Raw genomic sequence first — 16620 nt, 5'->3', positions numbered from 1 at the left:
CGTGCCGCGCCCACCCACCCGCCCCTGGGGGCACCTCCCAGCGTTAGCTGGGGGAGGGTGGCCTCGCGCGGCAGGGGCCGGGTGGCCCGGCGGCGGAGCCGCCGCAGGCCCGGCCCGGGCACGCACCGCGCGGCATGGCCAACCCGCGCGCGAAGCGCGGAAAAGGGCGGGCGGGTGGGCGAAAACCCCGCGAAGCGCCAAGCGCCGACCGCGCGGTGCGGCCTCCCGTGCCCGCGGGAACGGTGGGTGGGGAGAAAACCGGCGCGGAGCGCCGCGGCGTCGGGCCGGCGTACCGCCGGCTACGCCGGCCAGGCGGCCGACGTCAGGATGTCGGAGGCCACCGCCGTGGAGTCGACCAGCGGGTGAAGCGCCAGCGCCCGCAGCGCCGCGCCGCGTGACCGTGTCGTCGCCGCCTCGATCGTCGCCCGCTCCACCGCCTTCACCTGGAGCATCAGCCCCAGCTCCGCGAGACCCGGCAGCACGCACGGCACCGGATGCGCGCCCGTCCCGTCCACCTCGCAGACGGTCTCTATGATCGCGTCGTCCGGCAGCGCCGGCACCGCCCCGCCGTTGCGCACGTTGAGGATCAGCCGGGTGCGCCGGTCGCCCGCGATGGCCCGCATCAGGTCGAGGGCCACCCGCTCGTAGCCGCCGCCCTCCAGGTCGCAGCTGTCGCGCTCGCCGCCGCCGCTCGCGGCCCGCGCCTCGGCCCCGTACGTCTCCTCACGCTCCAGGCGCGCGCGTTCCCACACCTCGAGCGCCCGCCCGGGCGTTCGCGCCGCCTCCGCGAAGAACGCGCACTGCTGGCGCTCCAGGTACTCGCCCCGCGTCTCGCTGGCCGCCCGCGCCGCCGCCAGCGTCTCGCGCGCCGCGTAGTAGTAGTACAGGTACTCGTTGGGCAACGAGCCCAACGCCCGCAGCCACTCGCCGCCGAAGAGCCGGCCCTCCTCGAAGGACGCCAGCGCCGCGTCGTCCGCCAGCAGCCCCGGCAGCAGGTCCCGGCCCCGCAGCGTCAGCGACTGGAGCCAGCCCAGGTGGTTGAGCCCCACGTAGCCGAAGTTCACCGCGGCGGGGTCGGCGCCCGCGGCCCTGGCCGCCCGCCGCACCAGGCCGACGGGCGAGTCGCAGATGCCGATCACCCGGTGTCCGAGCCGCCTCGACATCGCCTCCGTCACCATCCCGGCCGGGTTGGTGAAGTTGATCAGCCAGGCGTCGGGCGCCACCGCCCGCATCCGGTCCGCGATCTCCAGCGCGACGGGAACGGTCCGCAGCCCGTACAGGATCCCGCCGGCGCCCACCGTCTCCTGGCCCAGCACCCCCGCGGCCAGCGGCACCCGCTCGTCCCGCACCCGCCCCGCCGTGCCGCCCACCCGCATCGCGCAGAACACGAAGTCGGCGCCGCGCAGCGCGTCGTCCAGGTCGTCGGCGATCCGCACCGCGGGCGCGCCCGGCACGCCCGCCGCCTGCGCCGCGAGCACGGAGGCGATCACCCGGGTCCTGGCCTGGTCCCGGTCGAAGAGCGTCACCTCGGTGCACCGCTGGTTCACCCGGTCGGGCGACTCCTCGGGACTGGCTGTCAGTAGCGCCCGGTATACCAGGGGAACGCGGAATCCGCCGCCGCCGATGATCGTGAGCCTCATGGCCCGGAACGTACCGTAGAGGAGAAGGCCAGCATGCCCGGGAGCACACGGTGACGCACCAGGACGACCACGACCAGGCCCCACTCGCCAGCACGTTCGACCCGCTCGCCGCGCTGCGCGCCCCCGCCGACCCGGACTACGACGTGTACCTCACCGGCACGGTCTTCCTGGACATCGTCTTCACCGGCCTGGAGTCGGCCCCCGTGCGCGGCACCGAGTCCTGGGCCCGCGGCATGGGATCGAGCCCGGGCGGAGTGGCCAACATGGCCACCGCGCTCGCCAGGCTGGGCCTGCGCACCTCGCTCGCCGCCGCCTTCGGCGACGACAAGTACGGCGAGTACTGCTGGGAGACGCTGGAGCGCGGCGAGGGCATCGACCTCTCCCGTTCCCGCACCGTCCCCGGCTGGCACTCCCCGGTCACCGTGTCCATGGCCTACGAGGGCGAGCGCACGATGGTCTCGCACGGCCACGAGGCACCGCCGCCCTGGGGACCGCCCACCGGGCCGCCGATCGACGAGGCGGCGCCCTCGTTCGTCCCGGCCGTGCCGCCCCCGCCGCGCGCCCGCTCCGCCGTCGCCTCGCTGCGCCCCGGGCAGCCGCAGGACTGGATAAGGGAGGCGGCCACCGCCGGCGGGCTGGTCTTCGCCGACGTCGGCTGGGACGACACGGGCGCCTGGGAGCTGGCCGAACTGCCCGACCTCGCCCACTGCGAGGCCTTCCTGCCGAACGCGGCGGAGGCCATGCGCTACACCCGCACCGACTGCCCGCGCGCCGCCGCCCGCGCGCTGACCGAGCGCGTCCCGATCGCCGTCGTCACCATGGGCGCCGAGGGCGCCTACGCGGCGGACGGCCGCACCGGCGAGACCGCGGAGGTGCCGGCCATCCTCGTCGAGGCCCTGGACACCACCGGCGCCGGGGACGTCTTCGTGGCCGGCTTCGTCACCGGCACCCTCGCCGGCTGGCCGCTGGCCGACCGGCTGGCGCTCGCCGGGCTCACCGCCGCCCTGTCCGTCCAGGAGTTCGGCGGCTCGCTCTCCGCGCCCGGCTGGGGCGAGGTGGCCGCCTGGTGGCAGCGGGTCAGCTCGCTCCGACCGGCCGGCGGCCGGCTCGACCACGAGCTCCGGCGGTACGCGTTCCTCTCCGAACTGCTGCCGGGATCCGCGCCGACCTGGTCCCGTCGTCGCGCGGTGCCCACACTCGGTTTCCGTGGGTGAGCGCCGGTGCCCGCGCCGTCAAGACCATCGCGAACTGCGCCGATCGCACTGGGTAATTTCCTGGGGATACGCGGGCGTGGCGTCGTACCCTGGCCTCGGAAGTCCCGTACCGCCCCGCAGTCAGTTCAGAGAGGGATGAGCAGGCCGAGCAGCGGCCGCCCATGACGCAGACACCCACACACCAGCCGGCGGCCCGGGCCGCCGAGGCGACCGCCCGGTTCACCGTGCCGGCGAAGCACCCCATGGTCACGGTCCTGGGTTCCGGGGACGCGCTGCTGCGCGTCATCGAGCAGGCGTTCCCCGCCACCGACATCCACGTCCGGGGCAACGAGATCAGCGCCACCGGCGACGAGGCCGAAGTCCAGCTCGTGCAGCGGCTCTTCGACGAGATGATGCTGGTGCTGCGCACCGGCCAGCCGCTCACCGAGGACGCGGTCGAGCGCTCCATCGCCATGCTGCGCGGTTCCGAGGGCAGCGGCGGCACCAGCCCCGCCCAGGTCCTCACGCAGAACATCCTGTCCAACCGCGGCAAGACGATCCGGCCCAAGACGCTCAACCAGAAGCGCTACGTCGACGCCATCGACCAGCACACCATCGTCTTCGGCATCGGTCCCGCCGGCACCGGCAAGACCTACCTGGCCATGGCCAAGGCCGTGCAGGCGCTGCAGTCCAAGCGGGTCAACCGGATCATCCTCACCCGGCCCGCGGTCGAGGCCGGCGAGCGGCTCGGCTTCCTGCCCGGCACGCTCTACGAGAAGATCGACCCCTACCTGCGGCCGCTCTACGACGCGCTGCACGACATGCTCGACCCGGACTCCATCCCGCGCCTGCTCAGCGCCGGCACCATCGAGGTCGCCCCGCTCGCCTACATGCGCGGCCGCACGCTCAACGACGCGTTCATCATCCTGGACGAGGCGCAGAACACGAACCCCGAGCAGATGAAGATGTTCCTCACCCGGCTCGGCTTCGAATCCAAGATCGTGATCACGGGCGACGTCACCCAGGTCGACCTGCCCGGCGGCACCAAGAGCGGCCTCCGCCAGGTGCAGGAGATCCTCGACGGTGTCGACGACGTGCACTTCTCCCGGCTCACCAGCCAGGACGTGGTCCGCCACAAGCTCGTCGGCCGCATCGTGGACGCGTACGAACGCTTCGACGACCGCAACGGAAAGTAGCCGCCGCAGATCATGGCGATCGAGGTCAACAACGAGTCCGGCCTGGAGATCGACGAACGGGCCATTCTCGACATCGCCAGGTACGCCCTGGCCAGGATGCGCATCCACCCGCTCTCCGAACTGTCGGTGATCGCGGTCGACGAGGCCGCCATGGAGCAGCTCCACCTCCAGTGGATGGACCTGCCGGGCCCCACCGACGTGATGTCCTTCCCGATGGACGAGCTCCGCCCGCCCGCCAAGGACGACGAGGAGCCCGTGCAGGGCCTGCTCGGGGACGTGGTGCTCTGTCCCCAGGTCGCCGTCCGGCAGGGCGCCGCGGCCCCCACCAGGCACTCCATGGACGACGAGCTCCAACTGCTCACCGTCCACGGCGTGCTGCACCTCCTCGGCTACGACCACGAGGAGCCGGTCGAGAAGGCCGAGATGTTCGGACTGCAGAAGGCCATCGTCGACGGTTGGCGCGCCGAACACGGCCTGACCGGCCCCTCCCCGGCCCCCACGACGACATGACCACCACCACGCTGCTCTCCGTCATCGGCCTGCTGGCCCTGGCCTGGCTCTCCTCCTGCGCGGAGGCCGGCCTCGCCGTCGTCACCAGCTTCCGCGCCGAGGAGGCCAAGCGGGCCGGCCGCCGCGGCGCCGCCCGGCTCGCCGTGCTCGCCGCCGACCCCACCCGCTACCTCAACCTGGCCCTGCTGCTCCGGGTCTGCAGCGAGATGGCGGCCGCGGTGCTCGTGGCGTACGCCTGCCTCCAGGAGTTCGACCGGATATGGCAGGCACTCGCCGTCGCCTTCGGCGTCATGGTGCTGCTGTCCTTCGTCGCCATCGGCGTCTCGCCCCGCACCATCGGCCGCCAGCATCCGCTGGCCACCACCACCGTCGCCGCCTACGTGCTGGTGCCGCTGGGCCGCGTGCTCGGGCCCGTCACCCAGCTGCTGATCCTGCTGGGCAACGCCCTCACCCCGGGCAAGGGCTTCCGCCGCGGCCCCTTCGCCTCCGAGGCCGAACTGCGCGCCATGGTCGACCTGGCCGAGCGCGAGTCCCTCATCGAGGACGAGGAGCGCCGCATGGTGCACTCCGTCTTCGAGCTCGGCGACACCCTGGTGCGCGAGGTGATGGTGCCGCGCACCGACCTCGTCTCCATCGACCGCCACAAGACCATCCGCCAGGGCCTCGCCCTGGCGCTGCGGTCCGGCTTCTCCCGGATCCCGGTCACCGGCGAGAGCGACGACGACATCGTCGGCGTCGTCTACCTCAAGGACCTGGCCCGCGCCGTGCACATCAAGCACGAGGCCGAGGCCGACCCGCTGGAGTCGGTGGCGCGGCCCGCGACCTTCGTGCCCGACACCAAGAACGCGGGCGACCTGCTGCGCGAGATGCAGCGGGACCACATCCACGTCGCGGTCGTCATCGACGAGTACGGCGGCACGGCGGGCCTCGTCACCATCGAGGACATCCTGGAGGAGATCGTCGGCGAGATCACCGACGAGTACGACACCGAGCTGCCGCCCGTCGAGGACCTCGGCGAGGACACCCGCCGGGTCACCGCCAGGCTCGACATCGGCGCGCTCGGCGAACTGTACGGGCTGCGGCTCGACGACGAGGACGTGGAGACGGTGGGCGGCCTGCTGGCCAAGGCACTCGGCCGGGTCCCGATCGCCGGCGCGAGCGCGCAGGTCCCGCTCACGCCCGAGCAGTCCACGGCGCGCGACGAGGAGCGGCCGCCGCTGGCCGCGCTGCGGCTCACCGCGGAGGCGCCCGTCGGGCGCCGCAACCGCATCGACCGCATCCTGGTCGAACCGGTCCCCGCGCCGCCGTCGGACGCCCCGGAACCGTCTTAGCGCTCCGCGCGGGAAGCCGTTACGCGGCGCTGCTGTGCGCGGCGGCTCCGCCGCCGGGTTCGGCGCCCGGGCGCTTCGGGGCCGGTGGTGTTGCCCCGCTCGCCCGCCCTCTTCCGCGCTTCGCGCGGGGGAGGGCGCTGACGCGCCGGTCGGCGGGTGCCGGGCCGCTTTGGCGGTTTCCCCGCCCACCCGCCCTTTTTCGCGCTTCGCGCGGGGGCGCGCCGGGCCGTGGGCCCTCGGCGGCTGCGCCGCCTGGGCCAGGGCCCCGAGCGGCGAACCGCTCGAACGCGCCGCCGCGGTCTCCCCGGCCCGGCCCCGCGACGCGGTAGCGCCTGCCCGCGCGGAGCGCGAGGAGGGGCGGGTGGGTGGGGACATCCCCGCGCGGAGCGCCGGGGGGCGACCGAAGGTGCCCGGCGCGGAGCGCCGCGGGAGGGCCGGCCGCCCGCCAGGGCGGACCCGCGGGGGCCGTCACCCGAACGGCGGTGCGGCGGTGGCCAGCGCAGCGGTCCGGTGGCGCCATGGGGGCTATGTACTCGCATCTGCGGACAGCCGTCGTCGCCGGCGTCGTCCTGGCCGCCACCGCGCTCGTGCCCGGGCGGCCGGTGGCCGCCGACGCGCTCTCCGAGAAGGAGCTGCGCGTCGCGCTCCTGGACGCCGTCGACTTCCCCGAGGGCTGGGCCAGCGACAGCGCCCGCTCGGCCCGCGAGCGCGGCTTCGGCGTTCCCGAGCCCACCGAGCGCGACTGCCGTGAGCTGTTCGACAGCGCCGAGGAGACGAAGGCGAGCGCCGGCTTCGCCAAGACCCGCAGCGGCCCCTTCGTCACCACGGTCGTCGCCGCGCACGAGGACGAGGCCGCGGCCCGCCGCGCGCTCGAAGGGCTGCGCGAGGCCACCGCCGAGTGCGGCACCATCCACACCCGCGAGGGCACCTCGAGCTCTGCCACGGTCGCCTACGAGGCGTCCACGCTCGACGTCGACCGGCTCGGCGAGGAGAGCACCGCCGTCCGCTTCAACCGGCGGGCCCAGGAGGGCGAGAGCGGCGACACCGGCGTCGTCGCCGACCTCGTGGTCGCCCGCGTCGGCGCCCACCTGGTGCGGGTGGCGCAGGCCGGGCGCGACGACAAGGGCACCGGCGACGTCTCCGACATCGCCGAGACGGCCGTCAGGAAGCTGGAGGACGTCTGCGAGGGACGCTCGCCCGCGCCCCGCCGGGACCAGCCCGGCACCACGGATCTCTGAGCCGCCACGCCCCGTTAAGCTCGGGGCCATGACAGACGCCGTTGACCCCGAGGACACCAAGATCATCACGCTGGCGCGCAGCGCCCGTGCCCGCAACGGCGTGCCCGAGGGAGCGGCGGTCAGGGACGAGACCGGCCGCACCTACGTGGCCACCACCGTCGCGCTCGACTCGCTGCGGCTGAGCGCGCTGCGCGCCGCCGTCGTGCTGGCCGCGTCCAGCGGCGCGGCGTCGCTGGAGGCCGCCGCCGTCGTCAGCGCTGCCGAGGCGCTGCCGGCCGAGGACCTCGCCGCCGTCCGCGACCTCGGCGGGACCGGCACCCCCGTCCTGCTGGCTGGCCCGGACGGTGCCCTTCGTGCGACGATCCCCGCGTCATGAGCACCCCAGATTCCTTCAGCGGCGCCTTCCCGGAGTTCCCGGAGTACCCGGACGACCACCGCTCCGGCTTCGCCTGCTTCGTCGGCCGCCCCAACGCCGGTAAGTCGACGCTGACCAACGCGCTGGTCGGCACCAAGGTCGCGATCACCTCCAACCGTCCGCAGACCACCCGGCACAGCGTCCGCGGCATCGTGCACCGCCCCGACGCCCAGCTGGTGCTGGTCGACACCCCGGGCCTGCACAAGCCGCGCACCCTGCTCGGGCAGCGGCTCAACGACGTCGTCCGCACCACCTGGGCGGAGGTCGACGTCATCGGCTTCTGCCTGCCCGCCAACGAGAAGATCGGCCCCGGCGACCGCTTCATCGCCAAGGAACTGGCCAACATCCGCCGCACCCCGAAGATCGCGGTCGTCACCAAGACCGACCTGGTGACCCCCGAGGCGCTGGCCGAACAGCTCATCGCCGTCGACCTGCTGGGCAAGGAGATCGGCCTCGAGTGGGCCGAGATCGTGCCGGTCTCGGCCGTCGCGGGCCAGCAGGTGTCGCTCCTCGCCGACCTGCTGGTGCCGCTGCTGCCCGAGGGCCCGCCGCTCTACCCGGAGGGCGACCTGACGGACGAGCCCGAGCAGGTCATGATCGCCGAGCTGATCAGGGAGGCCGCGCTCGAGGGCGTGCGGGACGAACTGCCCCACTCGATCGCCGTGGTGGTCGAGGAGATGCTGCCCCGCGAGGACCGTCCCGAGGACCGTCCGCTGCTCGACATCCACGCCAACCTGTACATCGAGCGGTCCAGCCAGAAGGGCATCGTGATCGGCCCCAAGGGCCAGCGGCTGCGGGAGGTCGGCACCAAGTCCCGCAAGCAGATCGAGGCGCTGCTCGGCACGCCCGTCTTCCTCGACCTGCACGTGAAGGTCGCCAAGGACTGGCAGCGCGACCCCAAGCAGCTCCGCCGCCTCGGCTTCTGAGCCTTCTGAGGCTTCTGAGGGCGAGGCGGCCGGCGGTGCCTAACGGCTGCCGAGCAGGCGCTCGGTGGCGGCGACCGGCAGGGACAGCGCCTCGGCGATGGTCGAGAGCGTCTGCCGCTCGGCGTCCGTGCACGGCCCGTCGGCCAGCGCGACCCGGGCGCCGAGCAGCAGCAGGCTCTCCCGACCCGGGGCCGCCAGGTGCGGGGTGAGGGCCCCGACGGCCGCCCGCACCTCGTGGTCCAGCGGCGGCAGCCGGCGGCGGCCCGTCGCGGCCCTGAGCGTCAGCAGCCCGTCCTCGGTGCACTCCGGGTAGCCCGCGTCGCGGATCACGGCGACCGCGGCCCGCCGGGCGGCGGCCTCCTCGCCGCCGCCCGCCCCCAGCATCGCCAGCGCGATCGCGTACACCGCGTCCCGCAGCAGCCCGGCCAGTCTGGTCGTGGTCGGCTGACCGAGCGAGTCCGGCGGGAAGTGACCCCGGCACGAGACGCACTCCACGACCGGCTCGGCCGCGCCGCGCGGCAGCACCGGGAGGCCGAGCACCGTCAGCCGCCGCCGGCCGGTCAACAACCGGTAGCAGCGGTCGCCCCCGCACCCCGCGCAGAAGAAGTCGCCGTCGTCGGCGATCCGCCACGCCGTCCGGACGCCAGCCACCCTGAGCCCCACCCTGGAGCGCACCACGCCGTACCTCCATCACCCGCCGGCAACATCGCCGACGTGATGTTAACCACACACGGGGTCGGGAGTCAGCAGTACGAACGACCGAAACCGAGTCCGAGGCCCCTAGCGCGCCGCGCGGTTGACGGCCGAGACCACGGCCTTCAGCGAGGCGCGCACGATGTTGGCGTCGATGCCGACGCCCCACAGCACCCGGTCGCCGATCGCGCACTCGATGTACGCAGCCGCCTTGGCGCCGGCGCCCTCGCTCATCGTGTGCTCCACGTAGTCCAGCAGCCTGACGTCCTCCGCCACCACGCCCGCCGAGGACAGCGCGTCGAAGAAGGCGGCCAGCGGCCCGTTGCCCGTGCCCGTGAGCACCGTGTCGACGCCGTCCACCACGGCCTCCACGGTGAGCGCGTCCGCGCCCTCGGAGGAGGTCGACGCCTGCGCGTCGCGCAGCGCGATCCGGCCCCAACCCGAGACGCCCGGCAGGTACTCGTCGGAGAAGGTCTCCCAGATCTGCGCCGGGGTGACCTCGCCGCCCTCCGCGTCCGTCTTCTCCTGGATGATCCGCGAGAACTCCACCTGCATGCGGCGCGGCAGGTCCAGCTTGTGGTCGTTCTTCAGCACGTAGGCCACGCCGCCCTTGCCGGACTGCGAGTTGACCCGGATCACCGCCTCGTAGGAGCGGCCCACGTCCATCGGGTCGATCGGCAGGTACGGCACGTCCCATGACAGCTGGTCGACGCCGACGCCCTCGGCGGCGGCCTGGTCGGCCATCGCCTCGAAGCCCTTCTTGATGGCGTCCTGGTGGGAGCCGGAGAAGGCGGTGTAGACGAGGTCGCCCACGTAGGGGTGGCGCGGCGCGATCTCCATCTGGTTGCAGTACTCCCAGGTGCGACGGATCTCGTCGATGTCCGAGAAGTCGATCTGCGGGTCGATGCCCTGCGAGAACAGGTTCATGCCCAGCGTCACCAGGTCGACGTTGCCGGTGCGCTCGCCCTGCCCGAACAGACAGCCCTCCACCCGGTCGGCGCCGGCCATCAGCGCCAGCTCGGCGGCGGCGACGGCGGTGCCGCGGTCGTTGTGCGGGTGCGTGGAGAGGCAGACGAACTCGCGGCGTGACAGGTTCCGCGACATCCACTCGAAGCGGTCGGCGTGTGTGGACGGCGTCGAGCGCTCGACGGTGGCCGGCAGGTTGAGGATGATCTCGCGACCCTCCTCCGGCTGCCACACGTCCATCACCGACTCGCAGACCTCCAGCGCGAAGTCCAGCTCGGTGTCGGTGAAGATCTCCGGGCTGTACTGGTAACCGAAGACGGTCCGGTCGTCCAACAGCTTCTCGGCGCACTTCAGCACCAGCCGGGTGCCGTCCACCGCGATGCCCCGCACCTCGTCCCGGCCGCCGCGGAACACCACGCGGCGGAAGGTGGGGGCGGTGGCGTTGTACAGGTGCACGGTCGCCCGGTGGGCGCCCACCAGCGACTCGACGGTCCGCTCGATCAGCTCCTCGCGCGCCTGGGTCAGCACGGAGATGGTGACGTCCTCGGGGATGGCGTCCTCTTCGATGATCGACCGCACGAAGTCGAAGTCGGTCTGTCCTGAGGAGGGGAAGCCGACCTCGATCTCCTTGTAGCCCATGCGTACCAGCAGGTCGAACATGGTGCGCTTGCGGGTGGGCGACATCGGGTCGATCAGGGCCTGGTTGCCGTCCCGCAGGTCGGTGGAGAGCCAGCGCGGCGCGGCGGTGATCCGGTTGTTCGGCCAGGTGCGGTCGGGGATGTCCACGGCCTCGAACGGGCGGTACCGGTGGACGGGCATACCGGAGGGCCGCTGGCGCACGGTCGCGTTGGTCAGGGGGGTGGGCTTACCGGTGACACTCATGTCGTTCGGGTCTCCTGCGCGGGATGACGGCTGATCGCTGGGAAACGGCCGACGGGCAGCGCCGAACTCCGCGGGGAGGGGGTCGGCCTGGTGACTACAGACCCTCGCCGCGGCGGCTAAGGAGAAGGATCCCGAAACGCATCGCCCGCCCAGCGTAACTCGCGCGGCGAGGCTGGCCACGCCCGTATCACCATCCGAGACGATCCCGCTGGCGCTCGGCCTTGGCCGCCGGCCCGACCGGGCGGCGCAGTCGCCGAGGTCGGCCTGCGGCCGTGTCGCGCCCACCCACCCAACCCTTGGTGGGTGGCCTCGCGCGGCACGGGCCGCGTGGTCCGGCGCGCAGTGCGGTGGCGGCGCGGCCGCCACCGCCCCGCGCGAAGCGCGCCAAAGGGGCGGGTGGGCGGGGAAACCCCGGCGCGGAGCGCCGGGCCGCGCACCGTGCTGCTACGGCACCACCCCCGCGAAGCGGACAAGGGCGGGCGGGTGGGGGAACCCCGCCGCGCGCAGCGCGGTCACGGCCCCCCGCGAAGCGGAAAGTCGCGGGTGGGTGGGGGAGAAGGCCCCGGTTCGTGGGTCAGGCGCGGCGGACCGCCAGGACGGCGGTGTCGTCGGCCAGCGTCCCGCCCGTGTGCCTCCGCACCGCCCGTTCCACGAGCGCCACCAGGTGGTCCGGCGACGACGCCGCCTCGGTGATCCGCGCCGCCAGGTGGTCCGCCAGTGGCAGGAACTCGCCGGACCTGTCGCGGGCCTCCGTCACCCCGTCCGTGACCAGCAGCAACGTCTCGCTCCGCTCGAACGGCACCCGCAGCACCGGCGGCAGCCCGACCGACGGCGCTTCCGCGCCGCCCGTGTCGGCGAGCGCGGTCAGGCCGAGCGGCGCGCCACTGCCCTCGGGCAGCTGCCGGACGCCGTCCCCGCCGATGGCCAGCGGCCCGGCGTGGCCGAAGTTCACCAGCTCCACCCAGCCCGTGTCGACCGCGGGGAACCCCACGAGCACCGCCGTGGCGAACCGGTCCTCCCGCTGGCCGAACCCCGCCGCGTACGCGTTCTCCCGCCGCATCCGGTCCTCAAGACGCTCCGCCACCGTGGCCAGCAGCCGCTCCTGGTACCCGGCCTCCCGGAAGGTGCCGAGCAGCGCCGCCGCCGCGTCCACCGCCGAGGTGCCCTTGCCCTGCACGTCGCCCAGCAGCACCCGGGCGCCGTAGGGCGACGGCTGGACGTCGAAGAAGTCGCCGCCGACCTGAGCGGCGCTGTCGGCCGCGAGGTAGGCGCTGGCCGTCCGCAGCCCGCCGGCCGTCGGCGGGATCGGCCGCAGCACCGCGAGCCGCGTCGCCTCGGCCGCGTTCTCCACGCTCGTCAGATGCCGGTAGGCGCGGCCCCGCAGCCAGCGGGAGCCCACGCCGAGCGCGCCACCCGCCACCACCAGCGCGAAGTCGCCCGGGCCCATCTGGTTCTGGTGCTCCCAGGACAGGTCGAGCAGCACATAGGCCGTCGGGGCGAGCACCGCGAAGATCACCGTGGCCGTCATCCCGCCGGTGGCCGACGCCACGATCGGCACGATCGCGAGCCAGGACACCACCCGGAAGTCGCCGGAGGCGTTCCAGTCGGCGGCCGCGATGATCACCAGCAGCGCCGCGGGCAGCAGCCAGGACACGTCCCGGCGCCCGATCCGCAGCGCCGGTTCGTCGGTGAACAGGGACCGGCCACGCCACCGGGAGGAAGAGCCGGGCCCGTCGGGTTTCACAGCTCCCACGATCCGGGAACCCGGTCGCCCCCGCACGGCGGCGGCGCCCGGCCGGTGGGCCAGAATGGCGGCATGAGCCTGTTCCGCGACGACGGCATCGTGCTGCGCACCCAGAAGCTGGGCGAGGCGGACCGGATCATCACCCTGCTCACCCGGGGGCAGGGCCGGGTGCGCGCGGTCGCGCGGGGCGTGCGCCGTACCAAGTCGAAGTTCGGGGCGCGCCTGGAGCCCTTCTCGCACGTCGACGTGCAGTTCTACGCGCGGGGTAGTGCGCTGGTCGGCCGCTCGCTGCCGCTGTGCACCCAGGCCGAGACCATCGCCCCCTACGGCCGGCACATCGTGTCCGACTACGCCCGCTACACGGCGGGCACGGCGATGCTGGAGACGGCGGAGCGGTTCACCGACCACGAGGGTGAGCCCAACGTCCAGCAGTACCTGCTGCTGGTCGGTGGCCTGCGTACGCTGGCCGCCGGGGCGCACGCCCCCGGGCTCGTGCTCGACGCCTTCCTGCTCCGCTCGCTGGCGGTCGGCGGTTACGCGCCGAGCTTCGAGGACTGCGCCAAGTGCGGCCTCCCCGGGCCGAATCGGTTCTTCTCGCTCGCCGCCGGGGGCTCGGTGTGCGGCGACTGCCGGGTGCCGGGCAGCGTGGTGCCGTCGCCCGAGGCGCTGCGGCTGCTCGGGGCGCTGCTCACCGGGGACTGGGAGACGGCCGACCGCGCCGAGGCCCGCCACGTGCGGGAGGGCAGCGGGCTCGTCTCGGCCTATCTGCACTGGCATCTGGAGCGGGGACTGCGCTCGCTGAGATTCGTGGAGAAGGGCTGAGCGGCGATACCCTCGGCTGCCAGGAACGCACCGACGTTACGGAGTCCCCTATGGCTGCCCGCGGAATCCTGTCGTCCAGGCGGCGTCGCGAGTACCGCGCCCCCGACCCGCACCCGTCCGGCGCCCAGCCGCCCAAGCTGCCGGGCGAGCTGATCCCGCGGCACGTCGCCGTGGTGATGGACGGGAACGGCCGTTGGGCGAAGCAGCGCGGTCTGCCTCGTACCGAGGGGCACAAGCGGGGCGAGGCGGTCGTCCTCGACGTGGTCAAGGGCTGCCTGGAGCTGGGTGTCCGCAACCTGTCGCTGTACGCCTTCTCCACGGAGAACTGGAAGCGCTCCCCGGAGGAGGTGCGGTTCCTGATGGGCTTCAACCGGGACGTCATCGACCGCCGCACCGAGGAGCTCGACGCGCTCGGCGTGCGCATCAGGTGGGCGGGGCGCGAGCCGCGGCTGTGGAAGTCGGTGGTCCGCAAGCTCCAGGACGCCGAGGAGCGCACCAGGGACAACGACGCGATGACGCTCTACATGTGCGTCAACTACGGCGGGCGCGCCGAGATCGCGGACGCGGCCGCCCGGCTCGCGGAGGACGTGCGGGCCGGCCGGATATCGCCGGAGAAGGTCAACGAGCGCACGCTCGGCCAGTACCTGTACTTCCCCGACATGCCGGACGTGGACCTGTTCCTGCGGCCGTCGGGCGAGCAGCGCACGTCGAACTACCTGATCTGGCAGAGCGCCTACGCGGAGATGGTCTACCAGGACGTGCTCTGGCCGGACTTCGACCGGCGCAACCTGTGGGACGCGTGCGTCGAGTACGCCTCGCGGGACCGGCGGTTCGGTGGCGCGCTGCCCAACGAGGTCCCCGCCCAGGCGCGGTGACGCCGGGCCCGGTGGGCCTTCTGTTTCTATTGTGTACATGTCACGCTGAGGTCGTCCTTACTCGACGATGCCTTCGAGAGGCGAACCTTGACGCGACGATGGTTACGAAGACGAGGGCTGCGCGGCGCGGGGGTCGTGCTGACCGCGAGCCTGATCCTGCCGCTCGGCGTGCTCCTCACGGGCCCGGCGCCCGCCGCCGCGGCGCCGACACACGAGCCGGCGCCCGGTGGCGAGCGGTGGCAGACCCAGGAGCCACTGGCCGAGGCCGGCACTCTCGACCCACGCCAGCGTGAGCTGGCCGCGCAGGCCTTCCCCGGCGCGGGCGCCCCGGCGCCCGCCGGCGAGTTCACGCTCACCGCGGGCAGCGACCTCAGCGGGCGCATAGCCGACCTGACCGCCTCGCTGCCCCGGCAGGGCGTGCAGAACCTGCTGGCCCAGGCCAACCGCGACCTGGGCGGCGGCGGGGAGTGCGCCGACCCGTTCGGCGGCGGGGACGCGACCTCGCCGAGCGACCCGACCCCCAAGCCGCCGCTGGAGCCGGACACCGTCCGCTGCTTCGACGAGGACGACTCGCTCGGCCAGGAGTGGATACCCCAGGGGCTGACCGGGGTCTCCGACGCCCAGCAGGACGAGGCGTGGGGAACAGCCACCGGAACGCTCCTGACCGGCTGGTACGACAACTACAACCCCGGGCGCGACGCGGCGGGCAACTGCTCGGCCTCGACCTCCGGGCTCTGCTTCGAGAAGGGCGTCCGGGTCACCTTCGCGGACCCCGCCGCCGGCACCTACCGGCACGTTCTGCTGGTGTGGCCGTACTACAACTCCGGCGGGAACATCACCTACGAGCCCATCCACTCCAGCGGCGGACAGACCGGCATCCACGCCGGCGGCATCGTCTGGTACGGCAACTACCTCTACGTCGCCGACACCTACAACGGCATCCGCGTCTTCGACATGCGGTACGTCTTCGACCTCAACCCCGACCAGGACGCCGCCACCGACGACCCCACCCCGGACGGCCTCAGCAGCGACGTGGGGGACGGCCGGCGGGTCGGGCGGCAGAACAACGTCTGGTACGGCCACGGCTACCGCTACGTGATGCCGCAGGTCGCCACCTGGCGGTACACCGCCACCCAGTACAACGACGGCTCGGCCTGCTACGACGTCGGCGCCCCCAAGGCGTCGTACCTCTCCCTCGACCGCAGCGGCGTCGACCACCTGGTGGTGGGGGAGTACTGCTCGACCACCTCCGCCCAGCCGTCGACCGGACGCGTGGGCGCCTGGCCGATCGCCGAACTCGAACGCCGCTCGGGCACCGTGCCGGCCACGGCCGGCTCGACCTGGTTCCTGCCCGTGCACCAGGCGCAGGGGGTGGCACGGTACGAGGGTCGGTACTACGTCAACCAGAGCCACCGCTACAGCAACGGCAGCCTGTGGCGGGCCACCGTCACCAGCGGCCGGCTCGGCCTGGCGGGCGGCGAGATCCGCACCGCCGTCGGCCCGGAGGACCTCTACCTCGAACACGGCGCGACCACCGGGAACCCGCCCCGCCTGTGGTCGGTCTCCGAGCACCGCGCCGACATCGACGACCCCTCGTGCCGCAACAGCACTCCCTGCGGGCGCGTGCTCTACGCGCATCGACTCGACGCCGTCGGGGCCCAGCCCTGACGGCTCCCGGCCGGACTCGCTACCCGCGAGCCGCCTGGGAGGCGCCGCCGCGCGACCGCGCGGCGGCGCAGTCGCCGCAGGTGCCGAAGATCTCCACGGTGTGGCGGACGTCGACGAAGCCGTGCTCCTGCGCGACGGTGTCCGCCCACTTCTCCACCGCCGGGCCCTCCACCTCCACGGCCTTGCCGCAGGACCTGCACACCAGATGGTGGTGGTGGTCGTCGGTGCTGCACCGGCGGTAGACGGACTCGCCGTCGCTGGTGCGCAGGACATCGACCTCGCCCGCGTCGGCGAGCGACTGGAGGGTGCGGTAGACGGTGGTGAGACCGACGGAGGCGCCCCGGTGCTTGAGCATGTCGTGCAGCTCCTGGGCGCTGCGGAACTCGTCGACCTCCGCGAGCGCGGCGGCGACGGCCGCCCGCTGACGCGTCGAACGGCCACGCACCGGCGGTCCTGACGTCTCCACGAGTCCTCCCTGGGTCGGCGTGCTGCTGCCCTCACCGGTCCTGCGTGGCCAGGGT

General features: G+C 73.5%; 15 protein-coding genes. 10 read left to right on the top strand and 5 right to left on the bottom strand.

Annotation, left to right across the window (positions count from 1 at the left end; translation table 11 throughout):
* Positions 1-299: 299 nt before the first annotated feature.
* Positions 300-1640: a 6-phospho-beta-glucosidase gene (locus ACFWI8_RS25345; protein WP_387095665.1), complete on the bottom strand. Its 1341-nt coding sequence runs from the start codon at positions 1638-1640 to the stop codon at positions 300-302.
* A gap of 50 nt (positions 1641-1690) precedes the next feature.
* Between ACFWI8_RS25345 and ACFWI8_RS25340 the strand changes: the two genes are divergently transcribed.
* The 7 genes from ACFWI8_RS25340 (at position 1691) to era (ending at position 8449) form a co-directional block, all read left to right on the top strand.
* Positions 1691-2854, top strand: coding sequence for a carbohydrate kinase family protein (locus ACFWI8_RS25340; protein ID WP_387095662.1), 1164 nt, complete (start codon positions 1691-1693; stop codon positions 2852-2854).
* Between the two features lie 161 nt (positions 2855-3015).
* Positions 3016-4029, top strand: a complete 1014-nt coding sequence (locus tag ACFWI8_RS25335; protein ID WP_311604967.1) for a PhoH family protein — start codon at positions 3016-3018, stop codon at positions 4027-4029.
* A gap of 12 nt (positions 4030-4041) precedes the next feature.
* The gene (ybeY, locus tag ACFWI8_RS25330) at positions 4042-4539 is read left to right on the top strand and encodes an rRNA maturation RNase YbeY (RefSeq protein WP_387095658.1); all 498 of its coding nucleotides are present in this window, start codon (positions 4042-4044) and stop codon (positions 4537-4539) included.
* Entirely contained in the window at positions 4536-5870 is a 1335-nt protein-coding gene (locus ACFWI8_RS25325) for a hemolysin family protein (protein ID WP_387095655.1), read from the top strand. Before ybeY ends, ACFWI8_RS25325 begins: the two co-directional genes overlap by 4 nt.
* 527 nt (positions 5871-6397) lie before the next feature.
* The gene (locus ACFWI8_RS25320; protein WP_387095653.1) at positions 6398-7108 is read left to right on the top strand and encodes a hypothetical protein; all 711 of its coding nucleotides are present in this window, start codon (positions 6398-6400) and stop codon (positions 7106-7108) included.
* Positions 7109-7136: 28 nt separating this feature from the next.
* Positions 7137-7484 (top strand): cytidine deaminase, encoded by a 348-nt coding sequence (locus ACFWI8_RS25315; protein ID WP_387095650.1) that lies wholly within the window; start codon positions 7137-7139, stop codon positions 7482-7484.
* A complete protein-coding gene (gene era, locus ACFWI8_RS25310; RefSeq protein WP_387095647.1) occupies positions 7481-8449 on the top strand; it encodes a GTPase Era in 969 nt (322 codons plus the stop codon). Before ACFWI8_RS25315 ends, era begins: the two co-directional genes overlap by 4 nt.
* A 39-nt stretch (positions 8450-8488) precedes the next feature.
* On the opposite strand, the gene ACFWI8_RS25305 is transcribed toward era, so the two are convergent.
* The 3 genes from ACFWI8_RS25305 to ACFWI8_RS25295 all read right to left on the bottom strand — a co-directional run bounded on the left by ACFWI8_RS25305 (position 8489) and on the right by ACFWI8_RS25295 (position 12734).
* On the bottom strand, positions 8489-9100 hold the full coding sequence (locus ACFWI8_RS25305; RefSeq protein WP_387095644.1) for a TerB family tellurite resistance protein: 612 nt from the start codon (positions 9098-9100) through the stop codon (positions 8489-8491).
* 129 nt (positions 9101-9229) lie between these two features.
* A complete protein-coding gene (gene leuA / locus ACFWI8_RS25300) occupies positions 9230-10990 on the bottom strand; it encodes a 2-isopropylmalate synthase (protein ID WP_387095641.1) in 1761 nt (586 codons plus the stop codon).
* 574 nt (positions 10991-11564) lie between these two features.
* Positions 11565-12734, bottom strand: a complete 1170-nt coding sequence (locus tag ACFWI8_RS25295; protein WP_387095638.1) for a PP2C family protein-serine/threonine phosphatase — start codon at positions 12732-12734, stop codon at positions 11565-11567.
* Positions 12735-12806: 72 nt separating this feature from the next.
* Between ACFWI8_RS25295 and recO the strand changes: the two genes are divergently transcribed.
* From recO to ACFWI8_RS25280, 3 genes are all read left to right on the top strand, one after another.
* On the top strand, positions 12807-13556 hold the full coding sequence (gene recO / locus ACFWI8_RS25290) for a DNA repair protein RecO (protein ID WP_387095636.1): 750 nt from the start codon (positions 12807-12809) through the stop codon (positions 13554-13556).
* A 50-nt stretch (positions 13557-13606) separates the two neighbouring features.
* Complete coding sequence (locus ACFWI8_RS25285) at positions 13607-14431, top strand: isoprenyl transferase (protein WP_311602033.1); 825 nt, start codon at positions 13607-13609, stop codon at positions 14429-14431.
* A gap of 135 nt (positions 14432-14566) precedes the next feature.
* A complete protein-coding gene (locus ACFWI8_RS25280) occupies positions 14567-16099 on the top strand; it encodes a hypothetical protein (RefSeq protein WP_387095633.1) in 1533 nt (510 codons plus the stop codon).
* A gap of 19 nt (positions 16100-16118) precedes the next feature.
* On the opposite strand, the gene ACFWI8_RS25275 is transcribed toward ACFWI8_RS25280, so the two are convergent.
* Positions 16119-16565: a Fur family transcriptional regulator gene (locus tag ACFWI8_RS25275; RefSeq protein ID WP_311602035.1), complete on the bottom strand. Its 447-nt coding sequence runs from the start codon at positions 16563-16565 to the stop codon at positions 16119-16121.
* Between the last annotated feature and the right edge of the window lie 55 nt (positions 16566-16620).

Origin of the sequence: Streptomyces sp. NPDC127098 (genome assembly GCF_042722465.1) — a bacterium.
In the GTDB taxonomy this organism is placed as follows: Bacteria; Actinomycetota; Actinomycetes; order Streptomycetales; family Streptomycetaceae; genus Streptomyces; species Streptomyces millisiae.
This window is presented reverse-complemented; position numbering and strand designations above follow the sequence as displayed.

Coding starts and splice junctions, on each gene's coding strand:
- ACFWI8_RS25345 (WP_387095665.1), bottom strand. CDS start 1,640: ATGAGGCTCACGATCATCGGCGGCGGCGGATTCCGCGTTCCCCTGGTA.
- ACFWI8_RS25335 (WP_311604967.1), top strand. CDS start 3,016: ATGACGCAGACACCCACACACCAGCCGGCGGCCCGGGCCGCCGAGGCG.
- ybeY (WP_387095658.1), top strand. CDS start 4,042: ATGGCGATCGAGGTCAACAACGAGTCCGGCCTGGAGATCGACGAACGG.
- ACFWI8_RS25325 (WP_387095655.1), top strand. CDS start 4,536: ATGACCACCACCACGCTGCTCTCCGTCATCGGCCTGCTGGCCCTGGCC.
- ACFWI8_RS25320 (WP_387095653.1), top strand. CDS start 6,398: ATGTACTCGCATCTGCGGACAGCCGTCGTCGCCGGCGTCGTCCTGGCC.
- ACFWI8_RS25315 (WP_387095650.1), top strand. CDS start 7,137: ATGACAGACGCCGTTGACCCCGAGGACACCAAGATCATCACGCTGGCG.
- era (WP_387095647.1), top strand. CDS start 7,481: ATGAGCACCCCAGATTCCTTCAGCGGCGCCTTCCCGGAGTTCCCGGAG.
- leuA (WP_387095641.1), bottom strand. CDS start 10,990: ATGAGTGTCACCGGTAAGCCCACCCCCCTGACCAACGCGACCGTGCGC.
- recO (WP_387095636.1), top strand. CDS start 12,807: ATGAGCCTGTTCCGCGACGACGGCATCGTGCTGCGCACCCAGAAGCTG.
- ACFWI8_RS25285 (WP_311602033.1), top strand. CDS start 13,607: ATGGCTGCCCGCGGAATCCTGTCGTCCAGGCGGCGTCGCGAGTACCGC.